This is a genomic window from Enterobacter cloacae complex sp. P27C (assembly GCF_014895705.1).
GTDB lineage: Bacteria > Pseudomonadota > Gammaproteobacteria > Enterobacterales > Enterobacteriaceae > Enterobacter > Enterobacter bugandensis.
This window is the reverse complement of sequence record NZ_JADBQB010000001.1, coordinates 628,375-646,505: the sequence shown is the minus strand read 5'-3', so window position 1 is coordinate 646,505 and position 18,131 is coordinate 628,375. Positions and strand designations below refer to the sequence as shown.

The 18,131-nt window shown below is 55.2% G+C and carries 17 protein-coding genes; 6 read left to right on the top strand and 11 right to left on the bottom strand.

The window, feature by feature from the left end; translation table 11 throughout:
* Positions 1-103: 103 nt before the first annotated feature.
* Positions 104-859: a DUF4225 domain-containing protein gene (locus IM291_RS03195; RefSeq protein WP_048999433.1), complete on the bottom strand. Its 756-nt coding sequence runs from the start codon at positions 857-859 to the stop codon at positions 104-106.
* Positions 860-1,181: 322 nt separating this feature from the next.
* On the opposite strand from IM291_RS03195, the gene IM291_RS03190 reads away from it, so the two are divergent.
* Positions 1,182-2,171 (top strand): 2-hydroxyacid dehydrogenase, encoded by a 990-nt coding sequence (locus tag IM291_RS03190; protein ID WP_028013015.1) that lies wholly within the window; start codon positions 1,182-1,184, stop codon positions 2,169-2,171.
* An 18-nt stretch (positions 2,172-2,189) separates the two neighbouring features.
* Here IM291_RS03190 and IM291_RS03185 read toward each other — a convergent pair whose 3' ends face one another.
* The 3 genes from IM291_RS03185 to dcp form a co-directional block, all read right to left on the bottom strand.
* A complete protein-coding gene (locus IM291_RS03185) occupies positions 2,190-3,395 on the bottom strand; it encodes an MFS transporter (protein WP_192986113.1) in 1,206 nt (401 codons plus the stop codon).
* A 427-nt stretch (positions 3,396-3,822) separates the two neighbouring features.
* On the bottom strand, positions 3,823-5,370 hold the full coding sequence (locus tag IM291_RS03180) for a methyl-accepting chemotaxis protein (protein ID WP_192986111.1): 1,548 nt from the start codon (positions 5,368-5,370) through the stop codon (positions 3,823-3,825).
* Between the two features lie 409 nt (positions 5,371-5,779).
* Positions 5,780-7,813, bottom strand: coding sequence for a peptidyl-dipeptidase Dcp (gene dcp, locus IM291_RS03175; RefSeq protein WP_192986110.1), 2,034 nt, complete (start codon positions 7,811-7,813; stop codon positions 5,780-5,782).
* Positions 7,814-7,955: 142 nt separating this feature from the next.
* Here dcp and ydfG point away from each other — a divergent pair, with 142 nt between their 5' ends.
* Both ydfG and IM291_RS03165 read left to right on the top strand, forming a co-directional pair.
* Positions 7,956-8,702: a bifunctional NADP-dependent 3-hydroxy acid dehydrogenase/3-hydroxypropionate dehydrogenase YdfG gene (ydfG, locus tag IM291_RS03170; RefSeq protein ID WP_028013011.1), complete on the top strand. Its 747-nt coding sequence runs from the start codon at positions 7,956-7,958 to the stop codon at positions 8,700-8,702.
* Between the two features lie 91 nt (positions 8,703-8,793).
* Complete coding sequence (locus IM291_RS03165; RefSeq protein WP_126326070.1) at positions 8,794-9,480, top strand: GntR family transcriptional regulator; 687 nt, start codon at positions 8,794-8,796, stop codon at positions 9,478-9,480.
* Positions 9,481-9,513: 33 nt separating this feature from the next.
* Here the strand turns inward: IM291_RS03165 and IM291_RS03160 are convergent, their stop codons facing one another.
* The gene (locus IM291_RS03160; RefSeq protein ID WP_048956364.1) at positions 9,514-9,945 is read right to left on the bottom strand and encodes a universal stress protein; all 432 of its coding nucleotides are present in this window, start codon (positions 9,943-9,945) and stop codon (positions 9,514-9,516) included.
* A gap of 288 nt (positions 9,946-10,233) precedes the next feature.
* On the opposite strand from IM291_RS03160, the gene ydfZ reads away from it, so the two are divergent.
* Positions 10,234-10,437 (top strand): putative selenium delivery protein YdfZ, encoded by a 204-nt coding sequence (ydfZ, locus tag IM291_RS03155; RefSeq protein WP_028013008.1) that lies wholly within the window; start codon positions 10,234-10,236, stop codon positions 10,435-10,437.
* Between the two features lie 43 nt (positions 10,438-10,480).
* Here ydfZ and IM291_RS03150 read toward each other — a convergent pair whose 3' ends face one another.
* The 5 genes from IM291_RS03150 to IM291_RS03130 form a co-directional block, all read right to left on the bottom strand.
* Positions 10,481-11,944, bottom strand: a complete 1,464-nt coding sequence (locus tag IM291_RS03150; RefSeq protein WP_192986108.1) for a mannitol dehydrogenase family protein — start codon at positions 11,942-11,944, stop codon at positions 10,481-10,483.
* 221 nt (positions 11,945-12,165) lie between these two features.
* Entirely contained in the window at positions 12,166-13,533 is a 1,368-nt protein-coding gene (locus IM291_RS03145; RefSeq protein ID WP_192986107.1) for an MFS transporter, read from the bottom strand.
* 73 nt (positions 13,534-13,606) lie between these two features.
* The gene (locus IM291_RS03140; protein ID WP_028013005.1) at positions 13,607-14,626 is read right to left on the bottom strand and encodes a Zn-dependent oxidoreductase; all 1,020 of its coding nucleotides are present in this window, start codon (positions 14,624-14,626) and stop codon (positions 13,607-13,609) included.
* Positions 14,627-14,640: 14 nt separating this feature from the next.
* A complete protein-coding gene (manD, locus tag IM291_RS03135; RefSeq protein WP_028013004.1) occupies positions 14,641-15,855 on the bottom strand; it encodes a D-mannonate dehydratase ManD in 1,215 nt (404 codons plus the stop codon).
* Between the two features lie 112 nt (positions 15,856-15,967).
* Positions 15,968-16,294, bottom strand: a complete 327-nt coding sequence (locus IM291_RS03130; protein WP_025757996.1) for a YnfA family protein — start codon at positions 16,292-16,294, stop codon at positions 15,968-15,970.
* 152 nt (positions 16,295-16,446) lie between these two features.
* Between IM291_RS03130 and IM291_RS03125 the strand changes: the two genes are divergently transcribed.
* Together IM291_RS03125 and speG are read left to right on the top strand one after the other, a co-directional pair.
* Positions 16,447-16,785, top strand: coding sequence for a DUF1283 family protein (locus tag IM291_RS03125; RefSeq protein WP_008502414.1), 339 nt, complete (start codon positions 16,447-16,449; stop codon positions 16,783-16,785).
* Positions 16,785-17,345, top strand: a complete 561-nt coding sequence (gene speG, locus IM291_RS03120) for a spermidine N1-acetyltransferase (RefSeq protein ID WP_041910220.1) — start codon at positions 16,785-16,787, stop codon at positions 17,343-17,345. Before IM291_RS03125 ends, speG begins: the two co-directional genes overlap by 1 nt.
* A 17-nt stretch (positions 17,346-17,362) precedes the next feature.
* Here speG and IM291_RS03115 read toward each other — a convergent pair whose 3' ends face one another.
* On the bottom strand, positions 17,363-18,109 hold the full coding sequence (locus IM291_RS03115) for a YnfC family lipoprotein (RefSeq protein ID WP_032644870.1): 747 nt from the start codon (positions 18,107-18,109) through the stop codon (positions 17,363-17,365).
* Positions 18,110-18,131 lie beyond the last annotated feature (22 nt).

Here is an 18,131-nt window from a genome sequence, read left to right as displayed (position 1 = left end):
TTTCCAATGTACAACAAGAAAAAAATTAAAATAGAAACAATGAAATAGCATAAAGCAGGTAGAATGGGGGGAGTTAATGACAACTCAAACTGTTGCGACATAATTAATTCTCTTTAGCTATCTGGTACATCTGCCAACCTGTGACGCTCCCACTGGTCAAATCCAGAGCCATCGCTGTTTTAGACGCTTCCTGCCATCCTCTGATATAATCAGATTCAATGTTGCGAAACAAACTCCACGATTTTTCTCTGGGAGCCAGAACTCTCCTGCCAGCACCGTAGGCTGATAATGATATATCAACAACGCCATAAACAATATCAGCTTCGTTATTCCCATAGCCGAGCTTCGCTGCCGCGAAACGATAAGCATCTCTTAGCGTGCCTGACCGATCTTCCCGATAAAGAAGATAGTATCCATTCTCATACATATTGTTTAACCCATGAGTAATCATAGGTGCACCATATGCGGCGCAGGCCAGTCCCAGCGATCCGACGCATAAACTAGCGCCGCCATACACTTGCGCCCCACCCGCAACGAAACCAATTTGTTTGAGGGCTAAGGTCGTCGTTGTGGTCCGATTTTTTTCAACAACGATGTAGAGCTTAGCCTTGTTGAAGGTAAGTAAATCATCCTGATCCTTGAGATGATGAATCTGTTCATCAAGTATTTGAATCCCACCTGACCACGTCAGGCAATGCGATTCGATCTCTCGTTTCAGATGATCAACAAGCTGTTGAGTTTCAAAAAACATGCCTGAAGTACCATAAAGCAAATGCTTTGTGGCAATACGTTGCGCGAGATTTTCAATCTCAACTACTTTCCCTTCGAAATGACTTTTATCCCGATTATGGTTGTACATTCGGTCTCCCTGTCATTTTTAAACGATAATGCTAATACTACCTTTGATGTTAATACATTCAAAGAGCTACGTCATATCAACAACTAAGCTTAGCCACGTTTTCAGGCTTTGGTAACCCTTGCGTTCCTGAAAATTGAAACTAACAGGCATGTCTTTTGTATAACTCGCACTTAAGAAAGCGTTGGATATGAATATCATGGAGTTAGGGTGTATATATGCTCTAGAATAATTGATAGAACTTATTGAATTCAATGATATTTTAGAAATTGTAAGATAATTTTAATCATGCTAACGTGAATGCAAAATCACTGGAGAAAGTCTTATGAAACTCGCGGTATATAGCACAAAGCAGTACGACAAAAAGTATCTGCAACATGTTAACGAAGCTTACGGGTTTGAGCTTGAATTTTTCGACTTTCTGCTGTCCGAAAAAACCGCCAAAACGGCGCACGGCTGTGAAGGCGTCTGCATTTTTGTTAACGATGACGGCAGTCGTCCGGTGCTGGAAGAGTTGAAAAAGCAGGGAGTGAAGTATATCGCCCTGCGCTGCGCCGGCTTTAACAACGTGGATCTCGACGCGGCAAAAGAGCTGGGTCTGAAGGTGGTTCGCGTCCCGGCGTACTCCCCGGAAGCGGTAGCAGAACATGCGATTGGCATGATGATGTCGCTCAACCGTCGAATTCACCGCGCTTATCAGCGTACGCGTGACGCCAACTTCTCGCTGGAAGGGCTGACCGGCTTTACCATGTACGGCAAAACCGCGGGCGTGATCGGCACCGGTAAAATTGGCGTGGCTGCCCTGCGCATTCTGAAAGGCTTCGGCATGCGTCTGCTGGCATTCGATCCGTACCCGAGCGCCGCAGCGCTGGATCTGGGCGTGGAGTACGTCGACCTGCCGACGCTATTCTCGCAGTCCGACGTGATCTCCCTGCACTGCCCGCTGACGCCGGAAAACTACCACCTGCTTAACCAGGCGGCGTTTGACCAGATGAAAGACGGCGTGATGATCATCAACACCAGCCGCGGCGGTCTGGTTGACTCTCAGGCTGCTATCGAAGCGCTGAAAACCCAGAAAATTGGCGCGCTGGGGATGGACGTGTATGAGAACGAGCGCGATCTGTTTTTTGAAGACAAGTCCAACGATGTGATCCAGGACGACGTGTTCCGCCGTCTGTCTGCCTGCCATAACGTCCTGTTTACCGGCCACCAGGCGTTTCTGACTGCCGAAGCGCTGATCAGCATTTCGGAAACCACGCTGGGGAATCTTCAGCAGTTAGAAAAGGGTGAACCGTGTCCTAACGAACTGGCTTAAATGCTAAGCCGGGTGGGGCTAAGCTTCATCCGGCGCGTTTGTTTCCCAGCTTCGGTGAGCAACGCGCCACCAGAGCAGGACGGCGGCCAGCGCAATCGCGCTCAGGACACTGAATGCCGTCGCAAACGAGTAACGACCGGCGATCGTCCCGGTTAACGCCGGGCTCATGGCTGCCCCCACTCCCTGCATCAGCATCACCACACTCTGCCCGGCATTAACGTGCCCGCTTCCGCGCAGCAGCACCACAATAAACGACGGTACGACGACACCCAGGATCCCGGCGGCGAGACCGTCGAGAATTTGTACCGGGATCATCATTAACGGCGCGTCGGTCGATGCCGCCAGCGCCGCGCGCACCGGCATAACCAGCAGTGCCAGCATAATCAAGCGCCAGTAGCCGTAGCGTTCTATTCGGCCTGCAACCCAGATGGCAACGGGGATCATCACCGCCTGCGAGATGATGACGGTGCCTGCCGCGTACAGGCCAGGGTTGATCGAGGCGGGTGCCGCGGCCACCCTCATGCTCAGCATCGGCAGCAGTGCGGCATTCGCCAGGTGGAAAAGCAGTAGCGTCAGCCCGGTCACAAACAGCGCCCGGTTTTTAATCAGCACCGCGAAGCCGGGGACAGGAACGCTACCTGAGGATGAAAGCCCTCGCGCCGCATCGTTATCAATGTCCCCATTGCGGATGGCAAGCAGCGCGCAGAGCGTCAGCAGCGTCGTGCTGGTCATCAGCAGGAAAATCCCCCCGACGCCCCAGTACCAGGCAATACCGCCTGCTATCACTGCGGTGACAAAATTACCGCCGTGATTGAACGCCTCATTTTTGCCCATCTGCGCGCTGAACCCGCGCTGGCCGGTCAGGCCCAGCGTAATCCCGGCGATGAGCGGCCCGACAAACGCCGCGCAGATGCCGGTGACCATTTGTGAGACGGCAACAACGCTGGTCTGCTGGCTAAACCAGAGCAGCAGCGTACTCAGGGTGATCAAAGTGCAGAGCAGCGCCAGCACGGCGCGTTTGTTCCGCGAAGTGTCAGTAATTACCCCCGCCGGGAGCGTAGCCAGCAATCCCGCCAGCCCACCGGCAGTCATCAGGATGCCGATATCATCGGGGCTCCAGTGGCGTTCTGTCAGAAAGATACCGAGAAAAGGACCAAGGCCATCACGGACATCCGCAATGAAAAAACTTGTCAGGCATAACGCCCGCAGCGAACGAAGAGACATACTTCCTGCCTGTAAATTATCCGGCTCGCGTTTCGCGATGACCCGCGTCCAGACGCTCGTACAATAAAGTTTAAAATGTAGCGTAGCGCTGCTTATTGAAAATCAGATGACGGCCCAAAAGACCGGATTAGCCAGGGAGGCTACGCGTCACACCAGCCTCCGACGAGCTGTAGCAAAATGTGAATAGCCGCCGGGAACATCAACAGGAAGAGTAAAACTGTCACCACAGCAATCGCCATCAGAAACTCCTTTTAAATTTTCGTTTTACGAAATCGTAGTCAGTATTTTTAATTTGTCACTGACGCTCGGCTATTTTCTTCATTATTCACGGGGACGCCCCTTTTTATTAAGACGCCCCCGTTGCTGGTTTGATTAAAATTCGCGTTTAAAACGCCGGAGCTTTACCTTTTGATTATGCTTTTGCTGCTCAAATAGCAAAGTTTTCCGTCATCTGCTTCAGTGCCCTGGACTGCTCGGTCAGCGCCTGCGATGCCGCTGCGGACTGCTCAACGAGCGCCGCATTACCCTGCGTCACGCCATCCATCTGGGTGACAGCAGCGCTGATTTGCATGATGCCCTGCATTTGCTCAACCGAGGCCATTGAAAGACTGTCCATAGTTTCAGCAAGCGTAGCCACGTTGCTCGCAGCCCGCAAAATCGTCTCTGCCGTTCTGGATGCCACCGACACACCGTTATCGACATCCTCAACGGCATGCTCAATCAGCGCCCCAATTTCTTTGGACGCCGTTGCGCTGCGCTGAGCGAGATTTCTGACTTCCGTCGCCACCACGGCGAAGCCACGACCATGCTCACCGGCACGTGCAGCCTCGACCGCCGCATTCAGCGCCAGAATATTAGTCTGGAAAGCAATCCCTTCTATAACGCTGGTGATTTCCTTTATCTTCAGGGCGTTAGCCGAGATATTCTGCATCGTTTCGCTCATTTCGCCCACGGCAGACTCACCTTCACGTGCCAGTGCTTCCGTCTTTCTTGCTGACGTTGCCGTATGCTCCGCGACCTCGGTATTGTTCCGAACGGTCATCGTCAGCTGTTCCATGCTGGCGGCAGTCTGCTGCAACGCCGCCGCCTGCTCCTCGGTACGAGACGATAACTCCATATTGCCCTGCTCGATCTCACCGGCAGCCAGATCCACCGACGTCGCGGCCTCTTTGATTTCAGTGACAAGGGTTTTCAACTGGGTCTGCATGTTGTCCAGAGCCGCAAGCAGCGTGCCGGTTTCATCCATTCGGGTAATACGTATGGTTGAGGTGAGATCGCCGGCGGCAATGGTGTTCGCCGTATTCACGGCCTGCTTTAGCGGTCGGAGAATACTGCGCGACAGCAAAATGCCCGTCAGCAGCGCGGTGACAACCGCCGCAATCATTCCCAGGATTATCATCATGCGCGTACGGAAGCGTTCTTCAGCCAGTCGGGTTTGACGTTCAGCCATAATGCGGTACTCGTCGTTCAGCGCTTGCTGAATAACGCCCCGCATGGCGTCCATTTGCTCTTTTCCGGTATTACGCTCCAGGCTACTGATGAACGTATCCATCTCTTCCCCCCCGCGGGATACGCTCTCTCTTCGCTGGATTAACGGCAGCGCAAATGACTTTTTCCATTCTTCTTCAAGCCTGGAGAGGGTGGTTAATTTTTGCTGCTGCGACGGGTTATCACGCGTAAGCCCTGCAATTTCGTCAACTTTGCTTTTAAACCTCTCATCCCCCTGCGTGAAGGGTTGAAGAACGTTCTGATTGCCGGTGAGCGCAAAACCGCGAATGCCGGTTTCCATGTTGATCAGGTTTTCGGTTACGGAGCGAAGGTTATCGACCACTTTATAGCTATGAACGTTGAGCTTGCTGACGGCAGTCACTCTGTCAAAGCTCAAATAGAGCAGCCCGCAGACGACTGACATTAAAACCACAATTGCGCCAAATGCTATGGTAAGCCGGGTGCCGATGTTGAGATTGTTAAACATGACTCTTCCTTAATAATTAGCATAGGTTCATCTTCTGGAGATGAATTTTAATAACGGCTTATTTTTTGTGGTTAATGGAAATGGGTTTCCACCACGACCACACCCATGCTAATCGGCAGAGAAAATTAATACTTTAGGCTGAGATAAAAATATAATAATCATCTTTTTGCGATGATTCTTATATGCAATAAACGGCCATACTTCAGTCAGCATAAATAATTAAATAAACTTGCGAGCATTATAAATTTGAGATTGGTAAAAGCGCCTAAATTTAAGCACATTTAATATAAATATATTTCAAACCATTAATAAATGTAAATTTTAGTTCTTTTTTTGACCATTTTTGGGCTTTCAGACCTTAAAAAAAACCGGGCGCGGGGCCCGGTTATCTTCTTAGCTAAAAGTGACTTTATGCGCTCAACCCGCGATTCTCCAGCATCGGTTCAATCTTCGGATCGTGTCCGCGCCAGTTTCGATAAAGTTCGGCTAAATCAGCGCTGTTGCCGCGAGACAAAATCGCCTCGCGGAATTTCTGCCCGTTTTCACGCGTCAATCCACCCTGTTCGACAAACCACTGATAGCCATCGTCCGCCAGCATTTGCGTCCACAGGTAGGCGTAGTACCCCGCCGCGTAGCCGCCGCCGAAGATATGGGCAAAGTAGCTGCTGCGATAGCGCGGCGGTACAGCGGGCAGATCCAGCCCCTCTTTTTTCAACGCGGCGGCTTCGAATTCTTCAACGCTCAACACGGCCTCGCTGATGCCGTGCCAGTTCATGTCCAGCAGCGCCGCACTCAGCAGCTCCGTCATGTCATAGCCCTTGTTGAAATGGGTCGCGTTGAGCATGCTTTCCCGCAGCGCGTCCGGCATGGGGTCACCGGTTTCGTAATGACGGGCATAGTGGCTAAACACCTGAGGATGGCTGGCCCAGTGCTCATTAATTTGCGACGGGAATTCAACGAAATCACGCGGCGTATTGGTACCGGACAGCGTGGCGAAGCGCTGGCTGGCAAACAGACCGTGCAGGGTATGGCCAAACTCGTGGAACAGGGTTATCACGTCATCCCAGGAGAGAAGCGCGACGCCGCCGTTACCCGGCTTTTGGTAGTTGCAGACGTTGTAGATCACCGGGCGGGCAGCAAGCTCGTAGGATTGCTCGATGAAATTGCCCATCCAGGCCCCGCCCTGCTTGGAATCGCGGGCAAAGAAGTCGCCGTAAAACAGCGCCATGCCCTCACCGGTATGGTCAAAAATTTCCCATACGCGGACGTCAGGGTGATAAACCGGAATGTCGAAACGCTCCACAAAACGAATGCCAAACAGCTGGCTGGCCGCCCAGAATACACCGTCCTGTAAAACGGTATTGAGCGCAAAATAGGGTCGAATCTGCGATTCATCGAGGGCATATTTCGCCTGACGCACGCGCTCGGCATAAAAGGCCCAGTCCCAGGCCTGCACGGTGAAGCCACCCTGCTCGTCGTCGATGACCTTCTGAATATCGGCCTGCTCGCGTTCCGCGCGGGCGCGGGCGGCAGGCACAATGCCGCGCATAAATTCCAGCGCGGCGGCCGGGTTTTTCGCCATCTGGTCGGCGATGCTCCAGCTGGCGTAATCCTCAAAGCCGAGCAGACGGGCCTGGCGCGCCCGCAGCGCCGTAAGGCGCAGGATCAGCGTGCGGGTGTCGTTTTCATCCCCTTTCTGGGTGCGCGTCCAGCCGGCGTTGAACAGGTTTTCGCGCGTCTGCCGATTGCGCAGCGCGGCTAGCGCAGGCTGCTGTGTCGTATTCAGGAGCGGGATCAGCCAGCGGTCGTTAAGCCCTTTTTCCGCGGCTGCCTGCGCCGCGGCGGCAATCTCTTCGGCGCTAAGGCCTTCAAGCTGGTGCGCGTAATCCACCACCAGCCCGCCCGCGTTGTTAGCGGCCAGCAGGCGCTGGTTAAACTGGCTGGTCAGGGACGCGGCCTCGGTATTCAGCGCTTTCAGCTCGGCTTTTTCCGCTTCACTCAGGCGCGCGCCGGCCAGAGTAAAGCGCTGGTACGTCTCCTCGACCAGCCGACGGGATTCGGCATCCAGCGCGGCGCGGTCCTGCCAGACGCTCTCGACGCGGGCGAAAAGGGTGTCGTTCAGCCAGATGTCGTTCGCCAGCGCGGCAAGTTCGGTGGAGAGCTGCTCCTCCAGTTCCTGCAGGTACGCATTGGTGTGCGCGGAGGTCATGGCGAAGAAAACGCTGCTGACGCGCGCGAGCATAACGCCGCTTTTCTCCAGCGCCAGCACGGTGTTAGTGAAGTCTGGCGCAGCGGTGTGAGAGACTATCGCCTCTATGTCCGCCCGCTTCTGACGAAGCGCTTCATCGAAGGCCGGACGATAATGCTCGTCTTTGATGGTATCAAAATGGGGAGCCTGGTAAGGCAGCAGGCTAATGTCAAAAAAGGGGTTGGTGGCCGTCATCTTTCACTCCTCCGAACGAATATCTTCCCAGAGTAGGCCAGGCCGCCATCGCCTGCAACGCCGTCATACAAATGTTGCCTTAACGCACCCTCTGCGGGCGTGCTATGTTAGTACCACACAAAAAGCGTTGAGGAACAGTGAGATGATTATTTTAGTTACCGGGGCAACGGCAGGTTTTGGTGAAAGCATCACGCGTCGCTTCGTCGCCAACGGGCATAAGGTGATTGCAACGGGTCGTCGTCAGGAGCGGCTTCAGGAGCTGAAGGACGATTTAGGTGACAGCATCCTGACCGCGCAGCTGGACGTGCGTAACCGTGCGGCCATTGAAGAGATGATTGCCAGCCTGCCGGCAGAGTGGCGTGCCATCGACGTGCTGGTCAACAACGCCGGTCTGGCGCTGGGCATGGAGCCTGCCCACAAAGCCAGCGTTGAAGACTGGGAAAACATGATCGACACCAACAACAAAGGGCTGGTGTACATGACCCGCGCGGTGCTGCCGGGCATGGTCGAGCGCAACCGCGGCCACATTATCAACATCGGCTCTACCGCCGGGAGCTGGCCTTACGCGGGCGGTAATGTCTACGGCGCGACCAAAGCGTTTGTGCGCCAGTTCAGCCTGAACCTGCGCACCGACCTGCACGGCACCGCCATTCGCGTCACCGATATCGAGCCGGGGCTGGTAGGCGGCACCGAATTCTCCAACGTGCGCTTCAAGGGCGATGACGCGAAAGCGGATAAAACCTACGAAAACGCCAACGCCCTGACGCCGGAAGACGTCACCGAAACGGTCTGGTGGGTCGCAACGCTGCCAAAACACGTCAACATCAATACCGTGGAAATGATGCCGGTCAGCCAGAGTTTTGCCGGACTTAGCGTCCATCGTGGCTAAATAAGCCCTTCCCGGCCCGCGGGCCGGGTCTGTTTCGGGTCATAAAAGAATGGTAGTATGTTCGGGCTAACTCTCTGAGAAATGACAACTCATGGCCGCTGAATCGCAACTCAATCCCACCCAGCCCGTAAACCAGCAAATCTATCGCATTCTGCGACGTGATATTGTCCATTGCCTGATCCCACCGGGAACGCCGCTTTCTGAAAAAGAGGTCTCCGTGCGTTTTGACGTGTCCCGTCAGCCGGTGCGTGAAGCGTTTATTAAGCTTGCGGAGAACGGCCTGATTCAGATCCGCCCGCAGCGCGGCAGCTACGTGAACAAAATTTCACTCTCACAGGTGCGCAACGGCTGTTTCGTACGCCAGGCAATTGAATGCGCGGTGGTGCGCCGTGCCGCGACGCTCATTAATGACAACCAGTGTTACCTGCTGGAGCAAAACCTGCATCAGCAGCGCATTGCGATTGACCGTAAACAGCTCAACGATTTCTTCCTGCTTGATGATGAGTTTCACCAGAAGCTGGCGCAAATTGCAGACTGCCAGCTGGCCTGGGATACCATCGAGAACATCAAGGCCACCATTGACCGGGTGCGCTACATGAGCCTCGATCACGTCTCCCCGCCGGAAATGCTGCTCCGCCAGCATCACGATATTTTCAGCGCGCTGGAAAAACGCGACCCGGACGGCGTGGAAAAAGCGATGACCCTGCATCTGCAGGAGATAGGCGAATCCGTGCAGCTTATTCGTCAGGAAAATAGCGAGTGGTTTAGCGAAGAGTGATATTTGCCGCCCTTTTCGCGGGCGGCGCCGTAATTAACGAACGACTAACACCGGAATTGTGGCGTAGCGCAGAATAGATTCCGCATTTGACCCCAGCAGATGGGTGGTGATGCCCGGATTTTTTGACCCGATGACAATCACGTCATATTTCCCTTCTTTGCTCAGCTTGATAATTTCATCGCGGACGCTGCCAAAACGAACCAGAGTGTGGATATTCTCCGGGGAGATATCGAACAGTCGTTTTAACTCGTTCATTTTCTTCCCGGATTCTGCGCTCATATACTCTTCAAACTTTTTAATATCGGCGTTGAATCCGCGCAGCAGAGACCGGCTGCTGGCAGGCAGAATATTGACCAGGGTAATCGACGCGCCCTCGGCCTTCGCGAGGTTAGCCGCGTGGCGAACCGCTTTGTCGCTTAAATCCATTTCAAACACGTCAACAGGCATCAAAATCTTCTTATACATAAGCCTGACTCCTTATTCCAATGAAGGGTTATTTCCTGCAACCAGAATGGCATCGGGAATATAAACCAATCCTCAACGCTTCACCGTAGAAACTATCAATAAGTGAAAATAACGGTCTGCTTTGTAAATTGCCGTCGTGAAGCGTCAACGCCCCATGTAATAAAGAAAAAAGTGTGAGTTTGATCAAAAACAAAAACATGACTGGCAGACAGGCGTATTTATAGTGCCCCGTGAACGGCAAAACCTGAAATAGCGCCGTAACGGATAGTTTAGAGAGGAGAAAATACCATGATGACATACGACCGTAACCGCAATGCAATCACCACCGGCAGCCGCGTCATGATTAGCGGCACTGGCAAAACCGGCGTGATTAAGGCGATCCACAGCGACGGGCTGGATGCCGCGCAGGTGCGCCGTGGCAAAACGGTGGAAGTGGAAGGATGCGAAGGTAAGTTCGAACCAATTGAACTGATTCGTCTGGGCATGCACTAAATTGTGCGCCGACATGCCGCCGCGAACGGCGGCATGTGTTGAATTACAGGTGCGACACGTACTCCGCCACCGTGGTCTTTGCCCCCTTCTGCAGCAGCGTCTGATACGCGCTCATCACGGCATCTGTGAAGGCTTTTTCTCGCGGCAACTCTTTCCCAAAAATGGCCTCAATGCCGAGCAGCGCGTTAACCCGGCTTTCCCCTTCGGCACTTCCCTTCACCGCCGCCTGAATCACCGCCAGCTGCGGATCGCTCACGTCGATGGCGTTACCCTGCTCGTCCACGCCGCCGACATAGCGCATCCACCCAGCCACGCCCAGCGCCAGCAGTGGGAAAGGCGTCTGGTGCACCAGGTGCCAGCGCGCGGGATCCAGCATCCGCTGCGGAAGCTTCTGGCTGCCGTCCATCGCAATTTGCCAGGTACGGTGGCGCAGGGCCGGGTTACTGTAACGGGCGATCAGCAGGTCAGCGTAGCGTTCTAAATCGACGCCCTTCACTTTCAGGGTCGGCGCCTGCTCGTTGAGCATCAGCGCGTGCGCGGCGACGCGATAGTGTTCGTCTTCCATACACTCATTGATGTGCTGATAACCGGCCAGATAGCCCAGGTAGGCCAGGAAAGAGTGGCTGCCGTTGAGCATGCGCAGCTTCATCTCTTCAAACGGGATCACGTCTGAAACCAGTTCGGCTCCGGCTTTTTCCCATTCCGGACGCCCGGCCACAAAGTTATCCTCGATAACCCACTGGCGGAACGGCTCGCAGGCCACCGCCGCCGGATCGCGTACGCCGGTCAGCTGCGCGATTTTATCCAGCGTATCGGGTGTGACCGCCGGTACGATGCGGTCCACCATGGTTGACGGGAAGGTAACGTTAGCCTCGATCCAGTCCGCCAGCTCGCCGTCTACCGCCCGGGCGTACGCGCAGGTTACGTTGCGCATCACGTGACCGTTCTCCGGCATGTTGTCGCAGGACATCACGCTAAACGCGGGCAGCCCCGCCGCTTTACGGCGCGCCAGCGCTTCCACAACCACGCCCGGCGCGGATTTCGGCTGATGCGGGTTTTGCAGGTCGGCAACGATGAAAGGATGATCGAGCATCAGTTGCCCGGTTGCCGGAGAGTGGCAGTAGCCTTTTTCGGTGATGGTCAGCGAGACAATCGCCACCTGCGGTTCACACATTGCCGCCAGCACGCTTTCCAGCCCGTCGACCTGCGCGTGCAGGGCCTTTTTGACTACGCCAACCACGCGGGACGTCCAGGCATCGGCAGACATTTCCGCTACGGTGTAGAGGTTATCCTGCGCCTTCAGGTCGGCAATCTGCTGCTCGCCGCCAATCAGGTTAACCTCACAGTAGCCCCAGTCGCTGCCGTGTTCAGCCGCGAGGATGTCCGCATACACCGCCTGATGCGCGCGGTGAAATGCGCCGAAGCCTAAATGTACAATGCGTGCTTTAAGGCTGTAGCGATCGTACTGAGGCAGCGTCGCGTTGGCCTGTAATAAGGTGTTTTTCATGATTAAGACTCGCTAATTAGAAAGCTGTGGATCGCTGCCGCCCCCAGTCCAGAGCGGCAGCGCCTGCTGACTACACCAACTAGAATGGCAGTCGAGGTAAAAAATTACTGCCATCAACCATACTGATACTGCCGTTTGAGTTTTTGATTTATATTAACTTTTGCTCATGTGGTGTGACATAAACAAAAAGTTGTGTGATAAGTCACGAAAGATATAAACCACTAGCGTCGCGTGGAGACCGCGCCGTAACCCACGCGCTCTTTCGGCGTGGCCTCTGCGGCATCTTCAGCCGCGCTGAGGTCGCGGTCGCGGACTTCCGGCATCAGGAACGCCGAAACCAGCCCAATCACGGAATAAGCCACCAGCATGGCTACAATCGGCCACCAGGAACCCGTCATATTGCAGAAAATCCCCGCCAGTACCGGGCCAAAGCCCACCGCCACCAGACCGCCCGCCTCCTTGGAGATAGCCATACGGGTAAAGCGATTTCGCGAGCCAAACATCTCCGCCATGGTGATATTTTCCAGCGCAAACAGCCCCAGCACGGCGAAGTTATGGATAACGATGATCGAGAGCATGATTATCCCCGGCGCATAGCTCTTATCGACGATAATCGACAGCATCGGGTACGCCAGAATAATGGCGGAGATATTGAGGATAATGTACGGCAGCCTGCGCCCCACTTTGTCGGAAAGCCAGCCCAGCAGCGGGATGGAGATAAACCCGAGAATGGAACTTATCATCAGCGCGTCGGTGGGAATCGCTTTATCGAACAGCAGCGTCTGGACCAGATAACCCGCGAGGAAGGTCTGGATCAGCCCCGAGTTGCCCGCCTGACCGAAACGCAGGCCGGTCGCCAGCCAGAAGGATTTACTTTTCACCATGGAACCCAGCGAGGTGTCCGGCTGCACGGTTTCTGCATCGTTTACTTTCTCAAAGACCGGGCTCTCCTTGAGGTTCATTCGCAGCCAGATGGCAAAGATCATCACCACGACGCTGGCAAGGAACGGCACGCGCCAGCCCCAGGCGAGCAGCTGTTCACGATCGAGGGCGAAGAACATAAAGGCCCAGATCGCCGTGGCGCTCAGCGTCCCGCAGTTAGTCCCCATCGCCACCAGCGAGGAGATGATGCCGCGTTTCCCTTTCGGGGCGTACTCCGCCAGCATGGTCCCCGCCCCGGAGATCTCCGCCCCGGCGCCCAGCCCCTGAATGATACGCAGCGTTACCAGCAGTACGGGCGCAAAAATGCCGATCTGCGCGTAGGTCGGCAGCACGCCAATCAGCGTGGTGCAGATCCCCATCATGGTGATGGTGATAAACAGCACCTTTTTACGGCCAATGCTGTCGCCCATTCTGCCGAAGATAAAGGCCCCGACGATACGCGCGATGTACCCCGCGCCGTAGGTTCCCATCGCCAGAATCAGCGCCATCGCGGCCGATTGTTCCGGGAAGAAGATTTCATGAAATACCAGCGCCGCCCCTAGCGAGTAGAGCTGGAAATCCATAAACTCCAGCGCGGTGCCCAGCCAGCCGGAGACGGCGGCTTTCACCAGATCTGAGGTGGTTCTTTGAGGTTGTGCTTGCGTCATAATGGCTATCTCTAAAAGGTATGATGCGTACCACTGAGAGCCCGTCTTCGCGGGCTCTTAACCGCGTGTAGGGTTATTGCCCGAACGTCAGTAAAACCTTGCAGCACTGCCGCTGGTCTTTTTCAAACAGTTCGATGGCGTCTGTTACATGGTGATAGTCAAAGGTATGGGTGATCAGTTTTTCCGGATCGATCAGCCCTTTTTCAAGCCAGTCGATGACGACCGGGAATTTGTTGGCATTGAGGCGCGAGGAGAAGATCGCCAGCTCTTTACCGGTAATCCCCTGCTGGACTATCTGGCTCGGCTCGCTGGAGAAGCCCATCAGCACGATGCGCGCCGCCGGGGAAGCCAGGGTGACCGCCTCCTGCAAAATCGACGGATGACAGGCGGCATCAATAATCAGCGTCGGCTTGATGCCTTTTTCGTCCAGCGCGGCCTGCAGCGACGTTTCGCCGTTATTAAAGACCCAGTCCGCGCCGCTGCGCTGGGCCATGGCCAGACGCTCATTGATTCTGTCGACGACGATAACCTGCTTCACGTTGTAGACGCCCTTCAGCGCCTGTACGGTGACCAGTCCCATCGGCCCTGCACCGTAGATCAGCGCAACGTCCTGTTCGGTAGGGCTAGCCTGCCCCGTCACGTTGGCGGCAATGGTGAAAGGTTCAACCATCACGGCGTGTTTATCCGGGATCGCATCCGGTATGCGCCAGGCATTTTTAGCGGGCACGGCGGCATATTCGCTGAATCCGCCGTCGCGGTGGACGCCCAGCACCACCAGCGAGGTGCAGACGTTGGGCTTGCCGACGGAGCACGGGTAGCAGTGCCCGCAGCTGATCACCGGATCCACCGAAACGCGCTCCCCTAACCGGGACGGTTCTACGCCCTCGCCCACGGCGTCGATCGTGCCAAAAAACTCGTGGCCAATCACGCGCGGATATTTTGCAAACGGATTATGCCCGCGGTAGATGTGGCTGTCTGACCCGCAGATCCCGGCCAGCTTGATTTTGACGCGGACTTCCCCTGCGCCTGGCTCCGGGCGCGGACGCTCCTCAATCACCAGCTGGTTCGGCTGTTGAATTACTACGCTTTTCATCGTTCGCTCCTCGGTTACCAGTTCCACAGCGTGCCGTCTTCGAGACGGGCCACCGGCAGATAGGCCGGATCGTACGGGTATTTCGCCGCCAGCTTTTCATCAAACTCAATGCCCAGCCCCGGCTTCTCGCCCGGGTGCATATAGCCGTTATCAAAGCGCCAGCTGTGCGGGAAGACTTCCAGCATCTGTTCGGAGTATCCCATATATTCCTGCACGCCGAAGTTCGGCACCCACAGGTCGAAATGCAGCGCGGCCGCGTGGCAGATCGGCGACAGATCGGACGGGCCGTGCGATCCGGTACGCACCTGATAGAGCGACGCGAAGTCCGCGATGCGGCGCATCCCGGTGATCCCCCCCGCATGGGTAATAGTGGTGCGGATATAGTCGATAAGCTGCTCTTCTATAAGCTGCTTGCAGTCCCAGATGCTGTTGAACACCTCGCCCACCGCAATTGGCGTGACGGTATGCTGGCGGATCAGGCGGAAGCACTCCTGGTTTTCCGCAGGCGTTGGGTCTTCCATCCAGAACATGCGGAACGCTTCGATACTCTTGCCGAAGCGCGCCGCTTCGATGGGCGTCAGGCGGTGGTGCATGTCGTGCAGGAGATGCTCATTGAAGCCAAATTTACTGCGCACCGCGTCAAACAGTTTTGGCGTGAAATCGAGGTATTTCTCAGTGGACCAGAGCTGCTCTTCCGGCCAGTCGCCTTTGGTGGCGGGCTCGTAGGCCAACCCCTTCCCTTTAGCCATGCCGTAGGTGGTTTTCATGCCCGGCACGCCGCACTGGACGCGGATCGCCTTAAAGCCCATCTCCTTATGGCGGGCGTAATCTTCCAGCACGTCGTCAATGGTGTGCCCGGTGGTGTGGCAGTAGACCATTACGCCCTCACGGGATGCGCCGCCCAGCAGCTGGTAGAGCGGCATATTGGCCGCTTTGGCTTTGATGTCCCAGAGCGCCATATCCACGGCGGAAATTGCCGACATGGTGACCGGCCCGCGGCGCCAGTAGGCGCCCTTATAGAAGAATTGCCAGATATCTTCGATACGGTGCGCGTCGCGGCCAATCAGCTGCGGGCAGAGGTGATCTTTCAGGTAGGAAGCAACAGAGAGCTCACGCCCGTTCAGCGTGGCGTCACCGAGGCCAACGATCCCTTCATCGGTAGTGATTTTAAGGGTGACAAAGTTCCGCCCCGGGCAGGTAACAAACACGTCAGCCGCGACAATCTTCATAATTCCTTTCCTTACATCGTTCGTTGTGATGCTGGAAATTTACCCATCAAACCTACTACCATACAAGTATAATGATCATAAAATCAGCTAACGATCACAAAACCCGGGGGGCTCAAGCACGGCCCCATCCCGCCACAATAATCAGCATACCGCACAGGGCAATCAGCGCCCCGGCCCAGTCATATGCGCTGAGTTTGACGCCGTCCACCACGCGCAGCCACAGCAGCGCCGTGCAGACATAGACGCCGCCGTAAGCCGCGTAAACGCGCCCACTGGCCGCCGGATGCAGCGTTAACAGCCAGACAAACAGAGCCAGCGCGACGCCCGCCGGGATCAGCAGCAGTGCGCTTCCCCCCTTCTTCAGCCAGAGCCAGGGCAGGAAGCAACCGATGATTTCGCATAGCGCGGTGGCAAAAAAAAGCAGCGTCGTTTTGAGCATATTTCACGTCAGGTGAGGATTTATTTAACCATCATACCTGATGATGCCCTTTACTTTTCCATACTTGCTCCGCGGGTATGCCGTTATTGCTCTTTGGTGTAGAATCTGAACGGGGAAACTTGCTCATCTGCACCCATTTAAAAGGAAACGCTATGACTACATTAAGCAAACGCCTTTGTCTGACAGCCCTGCTGGCGCTGTCATCGTTCGCCTTTGCCGCCTCTGCGACAGCGGAAACCAGCAAGCTCATTATTGAGTCTGGTGACAGCGCGCAAAGCCGCCAGAACGCCGCGATGGACAAAGAACAATGGAATGACACCCGCAGCCTTCGTCAGAAGGTCAACAAACGTGCTGAAAAAGAGTGGGACAAAGAAGATGTCGCCTTTGACGCACGCGATAAGTGTCAGCAAAGTGCGAACGTCAATGCCTACTGGGAGCCGAACACCCTGCGCTGCCTGGATCGCCGCACTGGTCGTACGGTAGCCCCATAATGTCGGCGCCCTGTGACGTAAAACTCCGGCCGCTGGAGCGTGAAGACCTGCGCTTTGTCCACCAGCTCGACAATAACGCCAGCGTGATGCGCTACTGGTTCGAAGAGCCGTACGAAGCCTTTGTCGAGCTGTCGGATCTTTACGACAAGCACATTCACGATCAGAGCGAGCGTCGTTTTGTGGTGGAGTGTGAAGGCGACAAAGCCGGGCTGGTGGAGCTGGTTGAGATCAACCACGTTCACCGCCGGGCGGAGTTCCAGATCATTATTTCGCCGGAGCACCAGGGGAAAGGCCTGGCCTCCCGGGCGGCGAAGCTGGCGATGGATTACGGATTCAACGTACTGAATCTCTACAAGCTTTATCTGATCGTGGATAAAGAGAACGAAAAAGCGATCCATATCTACCGCAAGCTGGGCTTTATGGTAGAAGGCGAGCTGATTCATGAGTTCTTTATCAATGGTGAATACCGGAATACCATCCGCATGTGCATTTTCCAGCATCAGCATCTGGCCGGTCACAAGCCGTCAGGTGCCAGCCTGCTGAAACCAACCGCGCAGTAGCCTGCGCGGTTTCATTCTCAGTAATACTCAATCGTGTTTTTGATGGTGTACTTGCGCTCAACGGCGGGTTTGACGCTGTCGTCCGTGATCGTCAGATCGCAGCTCACCGGGTTATTGTGGCGATCGTAGTCGCAGCTTTGCGTCACGTTGCCCAGCGGCTTATCGTTTAACAGGCTCACGGCCGAGTAATCCATTCTTTTGCGCAGATCCTTAGATGGCGTCGACTGTACCGATAAATGCTGATCCCCGGAGACGGTGGTTTTGCCCAGCGGGTAGCCATCCGCATCGTAGCGGTACTTCACCTCCATCTCTTTACCATGTGCGGCCACCACGAAGCCGTTGTCGTCGGTATCCCACGTCACCCCGGCTGACGGCAGTTCGGCCAGCTGGCATTTGCCCTGCAGCTTCACCTTACGCTGCTGGGTTTCTGCATCGATGTAGTAGTTGGCATCCAGCACCAGCGCTACGCCCGTGTTAGCCTCCAGGTCGTGCAGCTCCAGCGTATCGAAACACCCTTCCGCCGACACGGTGCCGGTGACCCGTTTGGACACTTCACCCTTCTCGTTGAACAGCGTCTGGGTAAAATCCTTGACCGGGCCGCGAAGAGGGTCGAAATCGAATTCGTTCGAAAAACTCGCCATCTCGGGCGTAAACGACAGCGGCGCGGAGTTGTTATCACACCCTGCGAGAGTAGCTGCCAGGAGCGTTATCGCTGCATATTTCTTCACATTCTTTACCAATACAGAGAGATTATTCCCAATCATATTAGCAAATACAGTTGTTTAC